A 17,236-nucleotide genomic window follows, 5' to 3' on the forward strand; every position below is an offset into this window, starting at 1 on the left:
GTATAAGAATCGATTGGCAGCTCCCCATCCGCATGGGCTCCGAAAATCTCAGCGTTGGGCGTTCAAGCCGAGAGGTAATCGTCGACCGATTTGACGGTGGCGTAGCCGAACTCAAAGGCTGCCATCATCGCCGCATGCGTTTGAGCGGCAGGCACGGTGACTCCGCCAAAGGTGAGATCCAGCGTAGCGCACGCATCATGCAGCACAGTCACCGGATAACCCATGTCCGCTGCTGCACGCACGACAGCGTCGATGCACATGTGGCTCATGGCACCAATGACGACAATATCCTCGATATCGAACGTATCCAGCTGCGTCTTGAGGTCCGTGTCTCTGAAGGCATTGATGTGCTTTTTAGTAATCACGGGTTCTTGACCAACCGGCGCTACAGCGTGCTGTATCTGCGTTCCGTCGGATCCTTTGGTGAATATCGCGGCACCCTCGTTATCGGATTCATGGCGTATGTGGAAAACCGGAATACCGGTATCACGCGCGTGGCTGATCACTCGGCTGGCATTCGCCACAGCGGCTTCGATCCCGGACAACGGCAACTTGCCGGTCGGCAGGTATTCGTTTTGCAGATCAACAACTACGAGGCCTCGGTTCATAACGCTCTCCAATTATCAGGTCATTCATTTGATTTTCCGCAGAGGCTGATCCGCCTCTCACAGGCTGTTTAAAAGCGGGTCAGTGCTGTTAAGGACATCATTCTTGCCCAATGCCTGGAGGCCTGACAGTGGCCTGAATGACATATTTCGATATAATCAGGCCAATAAGCGATACATCTTTCCATGCCCGAAAATACATTTACATGAACGGTCGCTTTTGGTTTCGGCGCGCGTTCCATAGTAGGTACACAGCACATCCGAGGCTGTCTGATGCAATCCATACGTGTTGCTGTTCTGGCTTTCAACGGCGTCAGCCTGTTCCATCTTTCCGTGCCGGGAGTGGTGCTGGGGACGGCCCAGTCTGCACCTGGCGAGCCTCGATACGAGGTCAGTTACTGCGCAGAGTCGCCGGGAATGATAAGCAGCGATCAGGGCATCGGACTGCAAGTCACTCATGGCCTGGAACTGATGGCCGCGTGCGACGTAATTGTCATTCCGGCGTGGGGTGATCAATCGGTTGCTGCATCTGCACCGCTTGTCAAAGCCCTTCAGCTTGCCAACGCCCAAGGCAAGCTCATGGTCGGGTTGTGCCTGGGGGCATTCGTGCTCGCAGATGCCGGCCTGCTTGATGGCAAAGAAGCAACCACTCACTGGGCAGCGCGAGAAGAGTTTGCTCGACGCTTCCCTTACGTGCGTTTCAGGCCAGAAGTGCTCTATGTCAGTGATGGCAACATCATGACCTCTGCAGGAACCGTGGCGGCCATCGATTGTTGCCTGCATTTGATACGCCAGCGGCTCGGTGCCGATGTGGCAAATCACACCGCGAAGATGCTGGTGACGCCGCCGCACAGGCAAGGCGGTCAGGCTCAATATGTCGAGCGTCCTGTGCCGCAACTGTCCAGCGAGACGCATTTGTCTGATGTGCTGGCGTGGGCCAGGATGAACCTGTCCAGTGACCTCTCACTCGACGCCTTGGCCGAGAGGGCAAAAATGAGCAGGCGCACGTTTACTCGGCGCTTTCGGGAGGCCACCGGCATTACCGTTTCCAGATGGCTGAACGCCGAGCGAGTCGTCAGGGCGCAAGCGCTGCTGGAGACGACTGATTTATCTATTGAGTGCGTGGCTGATGAGGCAGGTTTTGGAACGCCTTTATCCTTGAGGCAGCAGTTTGCCGTTCATCTTGGCACTTCGCCTTCGGAGTATCGGCGGATGTTTTTTCGTCAAATAAAGCCTGAAGAAAAAGCATAGGACGCTGTGGGTTTTCCAAGGTTTTGCGCCAGTCAAGTGAATTGCCGAAACCGAAAAGGCCTCGGCATTCTTCCCTATCAGAAGTCCACAGTCACTCCGGTGTAAAGTGCGCGACCATCACCTGGGGAATGCAGCGATCCCTGGGCACCGTCCGGGTCGTACCAGACGTATTCATAATATCGGTTGGTGAGGTTTTTCAACTGCAGGTCAACGCTTACTGACTGCGTCACCTTATAGGTTGCACCGAGGTTCATCAGCACGTAACCGCCGTAAGTCCCCTTGGTATTTTCCCGCTCCAGATAATAGTTCGTCTGGCCATTCATCCAGGCAGTCAACTGTAATGCGGGTGTCGCGTCATAGCTGATGCCAGCGTTGTAAAGGTGATGCGGGATATGGTCGATTTCCCGACCTTTGCTGCCCGGCAACGTGGCACTCGGCTGGAGTATTTTCGAATACTGCCAGGAATAGGCCAGCCATATCTCAGTGCGCTCGTCAGGGTGCAGATTCATTTGCACGTCATAGCCCCACCGTCGGGTTTCTCCCACGTTATCGGACTCACCACTCGGGTCGTTCAGCCTGCGACTGACTTCCCCGGAAGCCTCTTGCTGCCAATAGGCGACTCGACCATCCACCCAGTCCGCCGGCGTGAACTTGATTCCGGTTTCCCAACCCTCGTTGATAGAAGGTGCAAGGTCCGTATCCCTCGGCGGAATCTTGTAGGCAGCAGCCCCCGTCCCTACTTGAAAGGTACGCCCCCAGTTCGCATAGAAACTGGCGACATCCCACGGGGAATAGACAATGCTGATTTTCGGCTGCTTGATCAGCCCGTAATCGTTGATGTCGTAATCCGTGCCAGTCATTTCGTTAGTGAAGTCGCCCTGAATCTTGTCGACCCGGTAAGCCGGTACGATCTTCAGCGATTCGAACGGTTTGATTTCGGCCTGGACATAAGCGCCATAGGTGTCGAACTCAAACTGCTGGTCGCGAGTGGTCGCCAGGCGTGCACGGTCTCTGGTGCGATAACGCTCACTCTGGTTTTGCTGTTGCTGTACGTCCGTACCGCCCTCAAGGGCGAAATCGTATAGCCAAATGACTTCCGGGCGCCAGGTCAGTGAAGTAAGGGCGCCGTATTGAGTCTCGTAAGTGTCGCGCTCTTGTTGTGAGCTCGTGCGCCAGTACTGCGTCCAGCGCCTGTCATCGAGGGTGTTTACATAGGTCTTCGCTGACCAGGCGAGCGTATTGGTCAGGTCGGTATCGAAATGCAGACTGACCTGGTTCATACGCCGGGTGCCTTTATCCGTCGCGTTGAAACTGTTGGTCATTTCGGGGTGATGACGTGCATCGTCCTCGGTCAGATATCCCGGCTCCTGCGCCTCGGTTTCATAGTGGCGAGCGATCAGGCCTATACGGTAACTGTCATCGTCCGGCGTAAAAAACCATTTGCCTGACATTGAAAACTTGTCTGCGTCGGCGTGATCCCGGTAACCGTCTGACTTTTGATAGGCGAAGAAGTAATTCTGCGTCCAGTGGCTGCTCTCAATACCTTTGGCGAGCTGGGTTTCCTGAGTATTGAAGCTGCCATAACGAAAACGCGCCTTGTTGTAGTCGCCACCCGTGCGGGTCAGCATATTGACGTTGCCAGCGATGTTATTAAGGCCATAGCGCGCATCACTGGTGCCACGCACAACCTCGATGCTGTCCAGCTCCATCGGGAATATCATGTCCATGTACGGCATGTTGCCGTCGTTGCTGTTGCTTGGTATTCCGTCAATCAACAATTTGACGGCATTCACCTCCCCTTCGCCATTGAAGCCCCGGAAGGAAATTTTGCCGGATGTGGTGCCTTGATTGAACCCGGTCAACATCACACCCGGCGCGCGCCTGAACAGTTCCCAGCTGTAATTGACTGGCATCTTTTCAAGGATGTCGCCCCCCAGAATATCCACCGAGCTGAGTACGCTGCTGGTGCTCAACGGGCCACTGGTCGCACCCTGAACATTTACCGTACCGAGCGTCAACGTCGAGTCTTCGGCTTTAACGCTGTCGGCCAATGCAGAGCACAAAGGGCTCATTGTGAATAAACCGGCCGACATCAAGGGCCATATGGAACGGGACACAAACAAACGCCTTGCGTGACGCAAAGTAAAGGGAGCAGGCATAGCACGCACTTCCTGATGATCAAGAAACTTCAAGGGCGCTCAGCGTCCATCGCAGGCCGCTAAACAGTTTCAAAGAGAACAGCACCGCACGATTTCAGCGGTGTTGTGATCAGGCGACAGGAGAGGCGCGCGGGCTTAGGCTGGGCCAACGAATCCTTGGATGCAGCGTCAGCAGTTCAGGATTTTCGAGGGTGGTATTGGATGTGTATTGCGGCAGGAAATGCCGATAGTAACGGGAGGGTAATGCTGCCAACCCGGCATGACCACAGCAGCAGTCGCCATGTTGCATGACGGGTTTGGACTGGGGTATCTGCAAGGCATCGAGCATCTTGCTGAGTTCTTGAGGCAGCGCGCTAGAGCCGCCAGCCGAACAGAACCCACCCAAAAGCATCAGGCGCATGTCCGGCGTCTGCATCGCACGGCTCAGCGGCATGGCGAACATGTTCAGCAAGACCGCCAGACAGGCAATCCAGGGGCTGATGCGTTTCAACGAACTCATAAATGAAATCGCCGCGAAGGGGGCGCCATTTAGCCCGTTTTATCGGGGGGTGTAAATTTTAAAGGGGTGCGCCATTTCGCCACAGAATGCTGCGCAAGCAAGGAAGTGTGAGGAGTGAATGCTCGGTTTTGATCGGTTCAGCAGGCATGCGCAAACCGCTGTGCCAGAATAAGTCGCAGGATCATGGCAACCCCATCAAAACATCGACGATGCCTGTCGATCATGAGCGGAGCAATAACCATGCGCTACGACGATAAATAGATACGAAGCGTGACGTAATACCAGGTTTATGCCACCGGCCAGTTCTGCGAAACAGCGGCTGTCGTTTACACTCTCAACCCCAGCCAGCGCCGGTGATGGAAATGATGAGAAGCTTCATAAGTCTATCGCCCGCTTCTATGGAAAAAAGACGGGGTCCAACTCTGTCCGCTGTGTTCACGTGACTCATGAGTACAACTCAAAGAAAGACACGACAGCGAATGCCGAGACTAACGCCTGAAATACCCAGCCCTCGCCAGGCGGCTTAACCAAAGAAGGGAAGAAAATGCAGCACGCTTCGCTGAACCGTTTTCATACTGGGCTGCTCGCCTTGCTTTTGCTGTGCGTGACTTTGCCAGCCCTGGCCCAGAATAACCTGGCACCTCAAACCGATAGCGCCAGCAGCGCATCCCCTGCAGTGGATGCACCGAGCCTGGACGACTTGAGTGAACAACTGGATCAGATCCGTCAAAAAGTAACGGTCGGCGCCAACGATGACCTGCTTTCAAGCCTGCGGCAGGCCGCTTTGCAGGTCCAGAAACAAGCCGACAATCTGATTGCCAGGCAAGCTGTCGACATCGAACACCTGAATGATCAGCTCAACATTCTCGGGCCGGCGCAACCGGACGAGGCGCAAAGTCTGACCAGCCAGCGCAAGACATTGACCACTCAGAAAAACGCGCTGGTCAATGATGAACGTCAGACCAATACTCTGAGCCAGTCGGCCCGGGATCTGGCTACACAGATTTTCAACCTGCGTCGCAGCCTGTTCGATTCACAGATCAGCACCCGGACCGCAAGCCCCCTCAGCTCGGCATTCTGGTCCACCCTGATTCGCCCTACCGATGACGACCTGGGACGCCTGAACAGACTGCTGGTGGATGTCCGTCAGGTACTCAACAGCGCGCTGGCACCGGGCAACCGTGCACAGTTCATCAGCGTGGTGTTTGGCGCGTTGTTGATATGGTTCGTTGTTCGGCGCTTGCTGGAGCGCCTGCTGATCTGGTCGATGATTCGTTGGCTGCCTGAAGGCCGCCTGCGCCGCAGCGCCCTGGCATTGGCCGTCGGACTGTCGACGATCCTTACCATTACCGTTGCCACTTCCTTGCTGCGCTGGGGAATCGTGAGCAATGCTGTGCTCAGCAACGACGTGGTCAACCTGCTTGATCAGGTGCAGACGCTGATCACCTTTTGCGCCTTCATTCTCGGCCTGGGCCGCGCCCTGCTGATGCTGCCGCACGCCTCATGGCGCCTGCCGCAAATTCCTGACGAGATCGCAACAGCCATGGGCCGCATCCCGGCCGTGCTGGCGCTGGCACTCATGGTGATCGGCACGCAGGAGCGAATCAACAGCGTGATAGCCAGCAGCCTGGCGCTGACTGTGGCAGTCAATGGCCTGACGGCATTGGCGGTGTCGCTGGTATTCCTTTACGCCCTGGTGCGCTACCGCCGAACCCGCCGAAGGTTTGGGCTGGAGCGCCTGGGCGGCTTCGCCGGGCTGATCCCGTTCATCGTTACAGTGTGGGTCGGGTTGAGCTTGCTGGCGTTGGTGAGCGGCTACCTGACGCTGGCTTACTTCCTGGCGGTGAAACTGCTGTGGGTGAGCGTGGTAGCGTCCACTGCGTATCTGTTGATCGCTTGCTTCGGTGACATCTGCGAAACCCTGCTGTCACCCAAACAACCTGGCGGCATGGCGCTGGGTTCCGCACTGGGCTTGTCCGCCCGCCATCAGGCTCAGGCAAGCACCGTACTGGCGGGCATAGGCCGTACCTTGCTGCTGCTGACCGCTGTGTTGCTGGCTTTCCTGCCCTCGGGTTCCAGCCCGGGCGATTTGCTCGCAAGTTTTGCTCAATTGGATGTCACCTCCAAATCTCTGGGCAACCTGAGCATCGTCCCCAGCGATATTCTGATGGCATTGGTTTGCCTGGTCGTGGGTCTGCTAGGTGTGCGTGTGCTCAAGGAATGGTTTGGAGAGCGCCTCCTGCCGGAAACCAACATGGATGCAGGGATGCAGGCCTCACTGGTGACCCTGATCGGTTACATCGGCTTTGTGTTGGTGGTGGCCGTGGTGATGTCCACGCTCAAGATCAGCCTGACCAATTTGACCTGGGTGGTCAGTGCGCTTTCGGTGGGGATCGGTTTCGGCCTGCAAGCCATCGTGCAGAACTTCATCTCCGGCTTGATTCTGCTGACCGAACGTCCGGTTAAAGTCGGGGATTGGGTGAGCCTGGCTGGGGTCGAAGGCGATATTCGCCGGATCAACGTACGTGCCACCGAAATCCAGATGGGCGACCGCTCGACGGTGATCGTGCCGAACTCGCAGTTCATCACGCAAAACGTGCGCAACGTCACCATGGGCAATGCGTTGGGGGTGGTCGGAATCACGCTGACCCTGCCTTTGGAAACAGATGTCCTGCAAATACGCGAGTTGCTGTTGCAAGCCTTCACCGAGCACGAAGCGATACTCGACGCGCCAGCGCCTTCTGTCACGTTCAAAGACCTGACCAACACAGGTTTGATTATCAGTGCCAGCGGTTACGTGAACAGCCCACGTTCGGTAGGTGGCGCGCGGAGCGATCTGTTGTTTACGGTGTTGGGGCGTCTGAGGGAGCTGGGTGTAGCGCTGTCTGCGCCGCAGAGCATGGTGTTGATCAATGAGGGGGCTGGGAAGGAGGCTACGGAAGAGTCGGTGGCGCCTTAGGGTAGGGATGAAATGCGTGAGCAGGTGGTTATGCCGCCTGCTCCGGTTTTTTAACCGAGTCGGGAACCTGAGGCAGCATTCGATTGATGAAAGAGAAGCGGCTGAGGCGCTTCAATGTGTCTTGAAGGAGTTCCACTGATGGGTATCCAGCGCCAGCGCGCAATAGGGCTCAAAAATATAGAGCTCCAACGGATTCTCAATCTCGACCACCGCAACGTGCAAGGACCGCAGGTACGCCTGAGCCTCAGCGAATGAAGTGCCGAATAGCGGATCATCCATCGCTTTAGCACGAGTCAACTTCTCGACCGTTCGGTCCGGATGCCGCTGCATGGCGATGCGAAAAGCAAGACTCGCATCAAAATGCGTCTTGCCGAACACGTGCTGGCGCAGCCGTGCGAAGACACTTCGGGAGATCCCTACATAAATAGGGACACCGTTGTCTATAAGCACATAACAACCCGAAAAGTCCTCCGAAAACTCGAGCTTGCGCAGCAACGACTTTACGCCCACCCCCTTGGCTGAAGCCCATGGCGTCTCCAGTGCGGCTCTGACGCGGCTCATATGTTCAGGCAAGACGGTTTGAGCAAGTTCTTCGAAGGTGTGCTTGCATTCGTGCAACGACATGGGGTGTGAGTCCTAGTCTCGTCTTGTGATCGCTAGGCCGCTGTTGCCGCAGCGGCCTGGCACCTTTCGCATAACGCCCATCTCTCCTGCAGAGGCGGAACATTAGCCGATCTGCATCTGAATTACCTGATAGCTAACGCTTAATTTTCTCGCTTATCCAGCCCGCGGCCCAGCTTAAGGGGTCTTTCGACTCCAACGGTTCTAGGGGCTTGCCCTCTCGCGCTGCTTGCTTGCCTTCCTCCTCTGTTTCCGTGTGAACCCACAGAGCAGTGAGCTTGTAGCCTGCTGCCCGCTGACGCTCTTTGTAATCACGCTGCCTGGCTGCCGCAGTGCGTGGTGCTTTAGCTTCTTCTATCATGCACACCTCTGTTACTAGTCACGGCAAGGCAAAGATATCCGCTCGTTACTAGTCACGCAAGAAGATTTGCGAAATATTTTGCACCTCTCATCAAGGTTCGATTGGCAACTCCCTCAGGGGCCGGTATAAAACACCATGAGTGGCGCGTTGCCATGATCGAACGGAATTTTCTCAACTTAGGGAATTGGCATGAGCAAGCAAGAGTTTGTGGTAGGAAGCATTGTGAAACTGAGGTCTGGCGGCCCTGACATGACTGTTCAGAGCTGGGACGCTCGCGTCGATTACTATGCTTGTCAGTGGTTTGCAGGTAAAAAGCTTGAAAGTGGACGCTTCAGAGGCGCGTCATTGGAGCCCAAAACACCTGAGGAAACGTGATGGACACCACTTCAATTATTCATTGGATGCTTTCGGCGCTAGAGCGTGAAAGCTGTGTTTATCAAGACGACGTAGTTGACCATCTGATCAAGACGAGACGTGAAGATTTGCTCATTGAAAATGCGGAGGGCAACCAAGTTCTCGGTAAAAAGGTGCTGGCCGGCTTCCGAAAACTGACTGCTGCTAATGTGGTATGGGTAAAGCCAGGCAGGTACTGGCGTTTTAGGGTTGCTGAAGACGAGCCAGGACGAGATGCACGCGGGTAAACTTTGCATTGAGAGTTCCAAACGATTCTTTCCACCCTGTACACACGAAATAGCGGCCCCATCAACGGCAAGCAAACTCGTACAGACGAGCTTACAGAGATATTCCGGGGTGATGAAGATAGCGCTCACCAGGGTGTCAAAGATGTGCTCAAAGCTGAGCGCGTCGTTTAAACACTTTTTTTAAGATTTGGTGAAGCTACATTATCCAGATTATCTTCGCGAAGATTCATATAAAGATCTTCCGCCACCTTATACCTGATATACAGTGTGTGCGGCAAAACACTAACCTCGGAGCACTTGAGCTCCAACACGGCACCCAGCAGGGCCTCGTGAAATTTATCGAGATGCTACATGGAACGTAAAATCACCTTTTGCTATCAAGCAATAACGGATATTCAAACGACGATCCGAGCCATAGATACCAAAATAGGGTTTCTTATGGTCGCCATATTTATCCCGACTGCTGGCGTCAAGGAAATATCGTCGGTCTATAGAGCCACTGCCGCCCACTCAGACTGCCTAGCCATACTGATGTGGATTACGGCAGCGGCTTGGGCCGTCACCCTAATAGTCCTATTTAGAGCTCTATGGTCGGTCAAAAACCCCGCAGCAAATGTCACTGGTAGTGATGCCCATGGAGTATTTTTCCATAGTGCAAACTACAAAATGGGACCGGCTGCCTGCTTTTTTAATTACCCAGTAAAATCAAAGATAAGCCTTCAAGAAGCTATTACAAGAATCCCTAGCGATGAACAAGGCTTAATAAAAGAGCTGGTTTTCGAAAAGATGAAGCTAGAGTATATACGCGACATAAAGATGAGAAGGTGCTCAATGAGCTCAGTGTTAACTCTATTTTGGATGGCGACTGGCGTAGGCATTTATGCATATTCACTTATGAGCAAATATTAATGCTAGACAATGAAGAAGTAGTGGCCATTATTACCTGCATAAAAGACGCACTAGACAGAGCAGAGAAGCACTGGGAAAATGGAGGGCATACTCTGGTAAAAAGTACAAAGGCAATGGATTCGGCATTTGTAGTGAATGAATCAGTCCCGTCTCATATCCCTGGGCATAGCGAAGTTCAAGACGAGAAAACAGTTATCGATGAGTTTGTGGCGTTAGTGGCTGATATGCGTGACTCAAGCAAGCATCTAAACTCGGCAATAAGCAGCAAAACCGCCAAGGTTAGCCAGTTGCAACGGGTTTACTATGAAACTTCCGCTTTGCTTCCTGCGCTGGCAATGACTATAAAATTTGAGCACGGAAATGTCACAGAGTATCTGGGGGACGGTGTATTAGCTTTATTCAGAGTTGATCCCCAGAACAGGCCAAAGGCCATATATGCCGGTTATGAGGCGGCAGCCAACTCTATAGGGCAGACTCGCACTTTAGTGAATGCTGTCTTGGCTGCAAGATATTCACTACCGCCTTTGGATCTTGGTGTAGGGCTTGCAATGAGCAAGACAATAGTTACGCTTATTGGTTTGCCAGGTGAAAAGCATCCTAAAGCTTTTGGCGAGTGTGTATTCCGAGCCACCAAACTATCGGGCGGAAAAAACGAGATTTTTGTCGATGCTTTTGTAAAAGGCGCTTGGCCTACTACAGAGGGCGGTAAGCTTCGGTTTATTGAAAAGTCAAAGGGGGACGTTACCGGATACCTCATTGGCTCTACCTCATGAACGCGAGGAGGCCCTAAAATCTCTGGTCTGTTGTTATCAACTCCTTGCTGTTAAAGCGAAAAGCTTTACTCTTGACAGAACCTAGACAGAATTGACCTCATGGCCGCGCTCAATCCCGAAATCAAAACCTTCATCGTCCAAGCACTGGCCTGCTTCGACTCACCGTCGCAGGTAGCTGAGGCTGTGAGGGCGAATTTCGGGCTGACTGTCTCCAGGCAGCAAGTCCAGATACACGATCCGACCAAGCGCTGTAGTAAGGGGCTGGCCAAGCGCTGGGTAACGCTGTTTGAAGACACCCGGGCGAGCTTTCGCGAAACGATGGTAGAGGTGCCAGTGGCAAACCGCGCATATCGCCTCCGAGCACTCGGCAGGATGTTCGAAGAAGCTGAGGCGCGCGGCAATATTGCCCAGGGCTTAAAGCTGCTGGAGCAGGCTGCCAAGGAGTGTGGCGACCTCTACACCAATTGCCGCGTTAAAACCGATAACCTAGTAAATGGTGACGCCGCACCGGTGCGCGTCGAGTTCGTGCTAGCTCGAGTCGGCGCTCCCTGAAGGCAGATCGGAACAGGTGTATTACAGAGGATTGCCAGGACATTGAAATGCCAACAAGGGTTGCTATCCTAACCGCTCGTCAATAGAAGTAGAAGGAGCAAAAGGATGGCACGTCCAAATTTCAATTGGGACACATATGCGGCTAAGGCCAAATTTGATGACGTTCGCAACCTGAGTGCAAGTCATGGCCGTCTTCCAACGATGTATAGCCCTGACAGAACGTTGGTTTACCTGTCATCGCAAGACTTGGCTGTCGCTGTCGACGACCTGAAAGGGCTGCAATCACTTTTATCTGAGGTAAAAAGCAGTTTTCTCCTCACGCTCGATAGTCAAGATCACAGCTATAAAAAGCTTTATGAACTGGAAACGGATTACGATTTGATTGCCAATCTACTGAGCAATTTGGACAGCGCGCCAGATAATTACGGTATTCGCTTACCGAATCAACTTGGGGATAAGTGACAGCAGGCCGCGCCATGATTTCATACTTCGCCATTTCATGATTTCATGGCGCGGAACAACTGCCCCATCGGGAGAAGCTGCCGCCCGCCCATAATCTGAGCCTGGCTCACTGAGCCGATATCCCGGCCCTGTAGCACTTAGCATCCTTTCTACTTACTGCAACAAACTCTCCATCTCAGAATTGACCGTTCGTCTGCATTTCCAGGGTCTTTTCGTCCCGTTCTGTCTCATTCTGTGTATCACTCCAAGTGCACCCTAACTGATACGGAACGCCCATTATGTTCATTCGTGCATATCTTCGCGCCTCCACAGACGAGCAGGACGCCGGCCGGGCTCGCGCCTCGCTCGAGCAGTTCGCCAGCAACCACAATAAGGTGTTTGCCAGCGAGTATCTGGAGAATGCCAGCGGCGCCACGGCAGATCGCCCGGAGCTGATGCGCTTACTCAAGGATTCACGCAAGGGTGACGCGCTGCTGGTTGAATCGATAGACCGCCTCTCACGCCTGCCGGTGGATGACTGGCAGAAGCTCAAAGCTGCGATTGATTCAAAGGGGCTGCGCATCGTTGCGCTCGATCTGCCGACCAGTCACCAGGGGATGCAGGACACGAAAGGCGATGAGTTCACCGGCCGTATGCTGGGCGCGATCAGCTCGATGCTGGTGGAAATGATGGCCGCGATCGCGCGTAAGGATTACGAGCAGCGGCGCGACCGCCAGGCCCAAGGCATCGAAAAGGCCAAAGCCACCGGCAAATATCAGGGGCGGCCGGTGGATGCTGATTTGCACAAGCGCGTAAAGGAGCTACTGAAGGCTGGGCTTGGAATCCGTGCTGCGGCTCGGCACGCAAACTGTTCGACTACCACGGTGCTTAAAATTAAAACGCAGTTGTTTCCAGAGCGTCTTTAGCTTGAGATCTGAACATATTCTGGATGGGCAAATGCGTTCAGTTGCTCGCCCAGGATGTAAGTTGAGTAAGGCAATACCGCGGTCGTGCGCCCTCGGTGGCAAGCATTTACCAGCTCATTTAACAGAAACTGAAAATCTCCTCCGGGATGGTTGAAAAACGCAACTTGACTGGCTCCCACGGCACTGCGAAGCAATGCACCTTTAGCGTCAGCGAAGAGCATTATCCCCTCCGTAAGCGAGATGACCACATTTGGAGAAAGGTGAGGGGCTGCCTCTGCGCACATAGCAGCATAATTCTTACCGAGGGTTGCGCGACTCACCCCGTATGATTGACAGAGAACGAAGCAGAATGGCTGATCGTAGCGGTTCCGCTCGGGGTCGAAGGCTTCAGAATCAGCACCCTGCATAACCATTGCGCTGCCGAAGTGCCTAAAACACGTCGCGTCTTTCGATGCGCGCTGCAGTGTTTTGACCCGTCTAATTTTGAGGACTGAATCTCGCAACTCCTTGGTTCCCAGCGTGCTCTTGATTTCGCCAACAGCAATCACCCCTTCGCACGGGATATAAGTCGCTTCCGGCGAGCCGCCAAAAGAGAAAACAGGACAATTATCTCTTTCGTGGATCACCACATCTGCTTGATTCGAAGTACCACCAAAAGAATCGATAACGCAGCCTGTTGCCACGCTAGCTGCCGCAGGCAGAAGCGTTTGAAGCTTCATTCGAACGGAATGCTCGCGGGCCCCACCCACCAAGCCGGGCGCAGTTGCGTTGCCAGCCCGAGCGAAGCTATCTACTAGATCTTGAGCAAGATAACCAAGGAACTGAGACACATTAAAAGAATCATCCATGAAGATTGCCTCTCGATCAGCTGCGCGGGGTTGAGAAGACTTGCTGCTGCCACCCTGCTGTCACAAGCATCGAAGCTTTTAACAAGAATGGCTGCAGACCTTGAATTATATGGTGTCCCAGGCGGGGTTCGAACCTGCAACCTTCCCCTTAGGAGGGGGATGCTCTATCCAATTGAGCTACTGAGACACTGCGTGCCAGCACACCGATCGGTGCCAGCGATGACGGCGTGCATCTTAGCGGCATGCACCGCTTTTGTCATGTCGTCATTGCCCTCCAGGGCTGTAGCCGATGTCGCTACGAAACACAGCTGAATAAACCAATCATGCATTTTGCAATCCTCCAAAAAGCCACCATTGCAAAACGCACTGAAGACCACTTTTTTTCGATTTATAAACCATTGATTTTAATAGTTTTTTTATCTATTTCAGCTTGGCATGCAGACTGCATTATCACTATCTGTGAACACATCTCATCCCAAACGGTCGGGCACAGGTACTGGAAAATGAACAAGACTCTCTCAGCGTTGAATGCGGCAGCTCTGGTGGCTCTGGTGGCATTTCATTTCCAGGATTCCGGTGCCAAGGACACGCAGGTCACTGCGCCTGCTCCTGTCCACCACCAGATCAGCCATGCGCCTCAGTTGGCAATCATGACTGACCGTGTTGCCAGTGCAGCGGTGTTGGCAACTGACGATGATGCTTCCGTACAGATGCCTCGCGCCGAGCAGCGTTGGGTTTTCTGAGACCGTTTGAATCACCCACTTACGAGTTACGAGAGTGTAGCCATGTCAAAATCCGCGTTGTCATTTCTGGTCCTGGCGATCATGGCTGTGATCGTCGATCTGTTGCTGCCTGTTCATGCGCAGGCCTTCAGTATCGCTTTCAATATCGCTACGGGCGTGTTCGCCAGCCTTTTCGTCGTCGCGCTATTCCTTGGCCGTCGCTTCAAGTTCGACCCGGTGCTGCGTTAAGCTCCATAGCCTCCCCTTCAAGCAAACCGGCGACAGCGCTCGACTACACCTCTTAACCTCTGAAATCCTGCCTTGCCCCCCTCCCCGCCAACCCTTTGTCGGCTGGCTTCGTCTGCGCTGAATTCCGACCTAATCTCAGAGTCAAATGGCCATGATGGCAAAAAGCAGCTCGGTGGCGATTCCTTTTATCTGCGGGCAAACGCAATGACTTTGCAAATTTGCTCGCATTTCTGATAATTGGTGCTGGCCAAACGCCTTTATCTGAGTCAATATTTGTCACAGAATTGACGCCAAGGACTCGACGTTTTACTGCATTATGTTGGCTCCTTGGATCCCCGGTTGAACATTTGGCCAAAACGATTGTCTGACGAAGACAATCTTGCGGCCACTTGCTAGAACCGCTTCCCCTGAACTAACCGGTTAAATATATGAGCCCTATGAAACAGGCTACTTATTCCAGCCGCACGGCTGACAAGTTCGTCGTTCGCCTACCAGACGGCATGCGTAATCGCGTGCAGGAAGTAGCCAAGAATCATCACCGCAGCATGAACTCGGAAATCATTGCCCGCCTCGAACAAAGCCTGATTCAGGAAGGTGCACTTGGCGATGAGCCAAGCCTGCGTCTGGATAGTCCTGAGCTGTCCTTGCACGAACGCGAGCTGCTGCAACGTTTTCGCCAGCTTTCACATCGTCAACAGAATGCTCTCGTTTCGCTGATCGCCCATGACACGGAACTTGCTTCCGAAGAGTCCTGAGACTCAGCGCAAATGACCAAGGCCAGCGAAAGCTGGCCTTTTTTGTTGTAGTATTTTTCTTAGTTGACCGTCGGCATCACTAACAACGCACCCGCAACACAGCACCTTTTTTCGAGACACTGCGCAAACATAACGCTCCGACATAACGCGTCGACATAAAAAAACCGCCTGGCCATGGCGGTTTTTTATTGCAGCGTCTTTGCTGGAACAGAACTTCTAGAGCAGGAAGATCGTCGCCAGCCCGAGAAAGATGAAGAACCCGCCGCTGTCAGTCATCGCCGTAATCATGACGCTCGCACCCATTGCGGGGTCGCGACCCAGACGCGCAAGCGCCATAGGGATGGATACGCCCATCAAGGCGGCCAGCAGCAGGTTGAGCGTCATGGCTGCCGTCATGACCACGCCAAGTGACCAGCTGCCATACAACAGGTAAGCGACAACCCCGATAACCCCACCCCACAGCAGGCCGTTGATCAGGCCCACAGCCAGCTCCTTGCGCAGCAGCCGGGACGTATTGCCGGTGTTGACCTGATCCAGCGCCATTGCGCGCACGATCATGGTGATGGTCTGGTTACCCGAGTTGCCGCCAATGCCGGCGACGATGGGCATCAGCGCAGCGAGCGCCACCAGCTTCTCGATGGAGCCTTCAAACAGGCCAATTACCCGCGAAGCGAGGAATGCAGTGACCAGGTTGACCGCCAGCCACGCCCAGCGGTTGCGCAGCGAGCGCCATACCGAAGCGAAGATATCTTCCTCTTCTCGCAGACCCGCCATGTTGAGGACTTCGTTTTCGCTCTCTTCACGAATCAGGTCGACGATTTCATCGATGGTCAGACGACCAATCAATTTGCCGTTTTTGTCCACCACCGGCGTGGAGATAAGGTCGTAACGCTCGAAAGCCTGCGCGGCATCGTACGCATCGTCCTCAGGGTGAAAACTGACCGGGTCGTTGGCCATGACTTCGCCAACCTGCTTCTCCGGATCATTGACCAGCAGTCGCTTGATCGGCAACACGCCCTTGAGAACGCCCTCGGAGTCGACCACGAATAATTTGTCGGTATGACCAGGCAGCTCTTTGAGCCTGCGCAGGTAGCGCAATACAACTTCAAGGCTGACATCCTCGCGGATCGTCACCATCTCGAAGTCCATCAACGCACCAACCTGGTCCTCGTCATAGGACAAGGCAGACCGGACACGCTCGCGCTGCTGAGAGTCCAGCGCTTCCATCAGTTCATGAACAACGTCGCGGGGCAATTCGGGAGCAAGGTCGGCCAGTTCGTCGGCGTCCATGTCCCGTGCCGCCGCGAGCAACTCATGATCGTCCATGTCGGCGATCAGGGTTTCACGAACGGAATCGGATACTTCAAGCAGAATGTCGCCGTCGCGATCGGCCTTGACCAACTGCCAGACAGTCAGGCGATCTTCCAGAGGAAGGGCTTCGAGAATATAAGCGACGTCGGCGGAGTGAAGGTCTTCGAGCTTGCGCTGCAGCTCGACAAGGTTCTGCCGGTGAACCAGGTTTTCTACGCGGTCTTGATTCTGACCCTCCTGACGGTGGGTCAGGTCTTCAACAATACGCTGGCGCTGCAGCAGATCGACGACCTGAGCCAGGCGATCCTGCAAGCTTTCCTGCGTTTTTTTTACTTCTCTTTCGGTCATAGGCGAGCTCCACTCCCAGCAGCGGGGCACGCCGGGAGATCAATCAGTTAATTCATGATTGTTGAAAAACATTATTAAGTAACGACTGGGTAAGTCCATGGAGGTGTTCCACAAGCCCCGGCGGAGCTGACGGGCGCAATGATACACCGCTTTGAGCCAAGCGCATGCGAGAAATTCAGCTTATAACAATCGTTTGCAGCGCAAAGCTGCACAGCCACGTGAGCCGCCAGAGACGCTGCGTCACATTCAGCCAATAAAACGCGCTCGCCCCGGCTAAAGACCACCGCTAGGCTCTCACCACACCCG

19 protein-coding genes and 1 tRNA gene are annotated in these 17,236 nt (G+C 54.1%); 12 read left to right on the forward strand and 8 right to left on the reverse strand.

Annotation, left to right across the window (positions count from 1 at the left end; genetic code table 11):
- Window positions 1–62: 62 nt before the first annotated feature.
- On the reverse strand, window positions 63–608 hold the full coding sequence (locus QRN38_RS24245) for a cysteine hydrolase family protein (RefSeq protein ID WP_057418615.1): 546 nt from the start codon (window positions 606–608) through the stop codon (window positions 63–65).
- A 270-nt stretch (window positions 609–878) separates the two neighbouring features.
- On the opposite strand from QRN38_RS24245, the gene QRN38_RS24250 reads away from it, so the two are divergent.
- On the forward strand, window positions 879–1,856 hold the full coding sequence (locus QRN38_RS24250) for a GlxA family transcriptional regulator (RefSeq protein WP_057418616.1): 978 nt from the start codon (window positions 879–881) through the stop codon (window positions 1,854–1,856).
- Between the two features lie 77 nt (window positions 1,857–1,933).
- Here QRN38_RS24250 and QRN38_RS24255 read toward each other — a convergent pair whose 3' ends face one another.
- Both QRN38_RS24255 and QRN38_RS24260 read right to left on the reverse strand, forming a co-directional pair.
- Window positions 1,934–3,928 carry a TonB-dependent receptor gene (locus QRN38_RS24255; protein ID WP_235814748.1) on the reverse strand — a complete coding sequence of 665 codons (1,995 nt, stop codon included), beginning with the start codon at window positions 3,926–3,928 and terminating at the stop codon, window positions 1,934–1,936.
- Window positions 3,929–4,124: 196 nt separating this feature from the next.
- The gene (locus QRN38_RS24260; RefSeq protein ID WP_057418618.1) at window positions 4,125–4,514 is read right to left on the reverse strand and encodes a DUF2946 domain-containing protein; all 390 of its coding nucleotides are present in this window, start codon (window positions 4,512–4,514) and stop codon (window positions 4,125–4,127) included.
- Window positions 4,515–5,058: 544 nt separating this feature from the next.
- Here QRN38_RS24260 and QRN38_RS24265 point away from each other — a divergent pair.
- Window positions 5,059–7,473 (forward strand): DUF3772 domain-containing protein, encoded by a 2,415-nt coding sequence (locus QRN38_RS24265; protein ID WP_007245065.1) that lies wholly within the window; start codon window positions 5,059–5,061, stop codon window positions 7,471–7,473.
- 111 nt (window positions 7,474–7,584) lie between these two features.
- Here QRN38_RS24265 and QRN38_RS24270 read toward each other — a convergent pair whose 3' ends face one another.
- A complete protein-coding gene (locus QRN38_RS24270; RefSeq protein ID WP_057418619.1) occupies window positions 7,585–8,097 on the reverse strand; it encodes a GIY-YIG nuclease family protein in 513 nt (170 codons plus the stop codon).
- A gap of 133 nt (window positions 8,098–8,230) precedes the next feature.
- Window positions 8,231–8,455: a hypothetical protein gene (locus QRN38_RS24275; RefSeq protein ID WP_057418620.1), complete on the reverse strand. Its 225-nt coding sequence runs from the start codon at window positions 8,453–8,455 to the stop codon at window positions 8,231–8,233.
- A gap of 189 nt (window positions 8,456–8,644) precedes the next feature.
- On the opposite strand from QRN38_RS24275, the gene QRN38_RS24280 reads away from it, so the two are divergent.
- The 7 genes from QRN38_RS24280 (at window position 8,645) to QRN38_RS24310 (ending at window position 12,697) form a co-directional block, all read left to right on the forward strand.
- Window positions 8,645–8,830, forward strand: coding sequence for a YodC family protein (locus QRN38_RS24280; protein ID WP_057418621.1), 186 nt, complete (start codon window positions 8,645–8,647; stop codon window positions 8,828–8,830).
- A complete protein-coding gene (locus tag QRN38_RS24285; protein WP_057418622.1) occupies window positions 8,830–9,096 on the forward strand; it encodes a DUF6953 family protein in 267 nt (88 codons plus the stop codon). The genes QRN38_RS24280 and QRN38_RS24285 overlap by 1 nt, the downstream gene beginning before the upstream one ends.
- Window positions 9,097–9,447: 351 nt before the next feature.
- Window positions 9,448–10,005: a hypothetical protein gene (locus QRN38_RS24290; protein ID WP_057418623.1), complete on the forward strand. Its 558-nt coding sequence runs from the start codon at window positions 9,448–9,450 to the stop codon at window positions 10,003–10,005.
- Window positions 10,005–10,778 (forward strand): hypothetical protein, encoded by a 774-nt coding sequence (locus QRN38_RS24295; RefSeq protein ID WP_057418624.1) that lies wholly within the window; start codon window positions 10,005–10,007, stop codon window positions 10,776–10,778. Before QRN38_RS24290 ends, QRN38_RS24295 begins: the two co-directional genes overlap by 1 nt.
- 99 nt (window positions 10,779–10,877) lie before the next feature.
- Window positions 10,878–11,330, forward strand: coding sequence for a DUF2280 domain-containing protein (locus tag QRN38_RS24300; protein ID WP_057418625.1), 453 nt, complete (start codon window positions 10,878–10,880; stop codon window positions 11,328–11,330).
- A gap of 105 nt (window positions 11,331–11,435) precedes the next feature.
- Window positions 11,436–11,792, forward strand: a complete 357-nt coding sequence (locus tag QRN38_RS24305) for a hypothetical protein (protein ID WP_057418626.1) — start codon at window positions 11,436–11,438, stop codon at window positions 11,790–11,792.
- A gap of 278 nt (window positions 11,793–12,070) precedes the next feature.
- The gene (locus tag QRN38_RS24310) at window positions 12,071–12,697 is read left to right on the forward strand and encodes a recombinase family protein (RefSeq protein ID WP_057418627.1); all 627 of its coding nucleotides are present in this window, start codon (window positions 12,071–12,073) and stop codon (window positions 12,695–12,697) included.
- Here QRN38_RS24310 and QRN38_RS24315 read toward each other — a convergent pair.
- Both QRN38_RS24315 and QRN38_RS24320 read right to left on the reverse strand, forming a co-directional pair.
- Window positions 12,694–13,545: a DUF6602 domain-containing protein gene (locus QRN38_RS24315; RefSeq protein ID WP_057418628.1), complete on the reverse strand. Its 852-nt coding sequence runs from the start codon at window positions 13,543–13,545 to the stop codon at window positions 12,694–12,696. The two genes, QRN38_RS24310 and QRN38_RS24315, sit on opposite strands and share 4 nt — an antisense overlap.
- Window positions 13,546–13,655: 110 nt before the next feature.
- A tRNA-Arg gene (locus QRN38_RS24320) sits at window positions 13,656–13,732 on the reverse strand.
- A 316-nt stretch (window positions 13,733–14,048) separates the two neighbouring features.
- On the opposite strand from QRN38_RS24320, the gene QRN38_RS24325 reads away from it, so the two are divergent.
- The 3 genes from QRN38_RS24325 (at window position 14,049) to QRN38_RS24335 (ending at window position 15,271) form a co-directional block, all read left to right on the forward strand.
- On the forward strand, window positions 14,049–14,288 hold the full coding sequence (locus tag QRN38_RS24325; RefSeq protein ID WP_010204340.1) for a hypothetical protein: 240 nt from the start codon (window positions 14,049–14,051) through the stop codon (window positions 14,286–14,288).
- Between the two features lie 42 nt (window positions 14,289–14,330).
- Window positions 14,331–14,516 (forward strand): PA3371 family protein, encoded by a 186-nt coding sequence (locus QRN38_RS24330; protein WP_044391089.1) that lies wholly within the window; start codon window positions 14,331–14,333, stop codon window positions 14,514–14,516.
- A gap of 428 nt (window positions 14,517–14,944) precedes the next feature.
- Window positions 14,945–15,271 carry an Arc family DNA-binding protein gene (locus QRN38_RS24335; protein WP_002554423.1) on the forward strand — a complete coding sequence of 109 codons (327 nt, stop codon included), beginning with the start codon at window positions 14,945–14,947 and terminating at the stop codon, window positions 15,269–15,271.
- Between the two features lie 216 nt (window positions 15,272–15,487).
- Here QRN38_RS24335 and mgtE read toward each other — a convergent pair whose 3' ends face one another.
- A complete protein-coding gene (mgtE, locus tag QRN38_RS24340) occupies window positions 15,488–16,930 on the reverse strand; it encodes a magnesium transporter (RefSeq protein ID WP_005767763.1) in 1,443 nt (480 codons plus the stop codon).
- Window positions 16,931–17,236 lie beyond the last annotated feature (306 nt).

This window comes from Pseudomonas sp. CFBP2511 (genome assembly GCF_030209255.1).
Taxonomy (GTDB): Bacteria; Pseudomonadota; Gammaproteobacteria; order Pseudomonadales; family Pseudomonadaceae; genus Aquipseudomonas; species Aquipseudomonas avellanae.

Bases quoted from the DNA above. Each gene is read 5' to 3' on its own strand.
- QRN38_RS24250 (WP_057418616.1), top strand. From the start codon at position 879: ATGCAATCCATACGTGTTGCTGTTCTGGCTTTCAACGGCGTCAGCCTG.
- QRN38_RS24335 (WP_002554423.1), top strand. From the start codon at position 14,945: ATGAGCCCTATGAAACAGGCTACTTATTCCAGCCGCACGGCTGACAAG.
- QRN38_RS24265 (WP_007245065.1), top strand. From the start codon at position 5,059: ATGCAGCACGCTTCGCTGAACCGTTTTCATACTGGGCTGCTCGCCTTG.
- QRN38_RS24315 (WP_057418628.1), bottom strand. From the start codon at position 13,545: ATGGATGATTCTTTTAATGTGTCTCAGTTCCTTGGTTATCTTGCTCAA.
- QRN38_RS24245 (WP_057418615.1), bottom strand. From the start codon at position 608: ATGAACCGAGGCCTCGTAGTTGTTGATCTGCAAAACGAATACCTGCCG.
- QRN38_RS24285 (WP_057418622.1), top strand. From the start codon at position 8,830: ATGGACACCACTTCAATTATTCATTGGATGCTTTCGGCGCTAGAGCGT.
- QRN38_RS24325 (WP_010204340.1), top strand. From the start codon at position 14,049: ATGAACAAGACTCTCTCAGCGTTGAATGCGGCAGCTCTGGTGGCTCTG.
- QRN38_RS24270 (WP_057418619.1), bottom strand. From the start codon at position 8,097: ATGTCGTTGCACGAATGCAAGCACACCTTCGAAGAACTTGCTCAAACC.
- QRN38_RS24290 (WP_057418623.1), top strand. From the start codon at position 9,448: ATGGAACGTAAAATCACCTTTTGCTATCAAGCAATAACGGATATTCAA.
- QRN38_RS24300 (WP_057418625.1), top strand. From the start codon at position 10,878: ATGGCCGCGCTCAATCCCGAAATCAAAACCTTCATCGTCCAAGCACTG.
- QRN38_RS24260 (WP_057418618.1), bottom strand. From the start codon at position 4,514: ATGAGTTCGTTGAAACGCATCAGCCCCTGGATTGCCTGTCTGGCGGTC.
- QRN38_RS24330 (WP_044391089.1), top strand. From the start codon at position 14,331: ATGTCAAAATCCGCGTTGTCATTTCTGGTCCTGGCGATCATGGCTGTG.
- QRN38_RS24310 (WP_057418627.1), top strand. From the start codon at position 12,071: ATGTTCATTCGTGCATATCTTCGCGCCTCCACAGACGAGCAGGACGCC.
- QRN38_RS24255 (WP_235814748.1), bottom strand. From the start codon at position 3,928: ATGAGCCCTTTGTGCTCTGCATTGGCCGACAGCGTTAAAGCCGAAGAC.
- QRN38_RS24305 (WP_057418626.1), top strand. From the start codon at position 11,436: ATGGCACGTCCAAATTTCAATTGGGACACATATGCGGCTAAGGCCAAA.
- QRN38_RS24295 (WP_057418624.1), top strand. From the start codon at position 10,005: ATGCTAGACAATGAAGAAGTAGTGGCCATTATTACCTGCATAAAAGAC.
- mgtE (WP_005767763.1), bottom strand. From the start codon at position 16,930: ATGACCGAAAGAGAAGTAAAAAAAACGCAGGAAAGCTTGCAGGATCGC.
- QRN38_RS24275 (WP_057418620.1), bottom strand. From the start codon at position 8,455: ATGATAGAAGAAGCTAAAGCACCACGCACTGCGGCAGCCAGGCAGCGT.
- QRN38_RS24280 (WP_057418621.1), top strand. From the start codon at position 8,645: ATGAGCAAGCAAGAGTTTGTGGTAGGAAGCATTGTGAAACTGAGGTCT.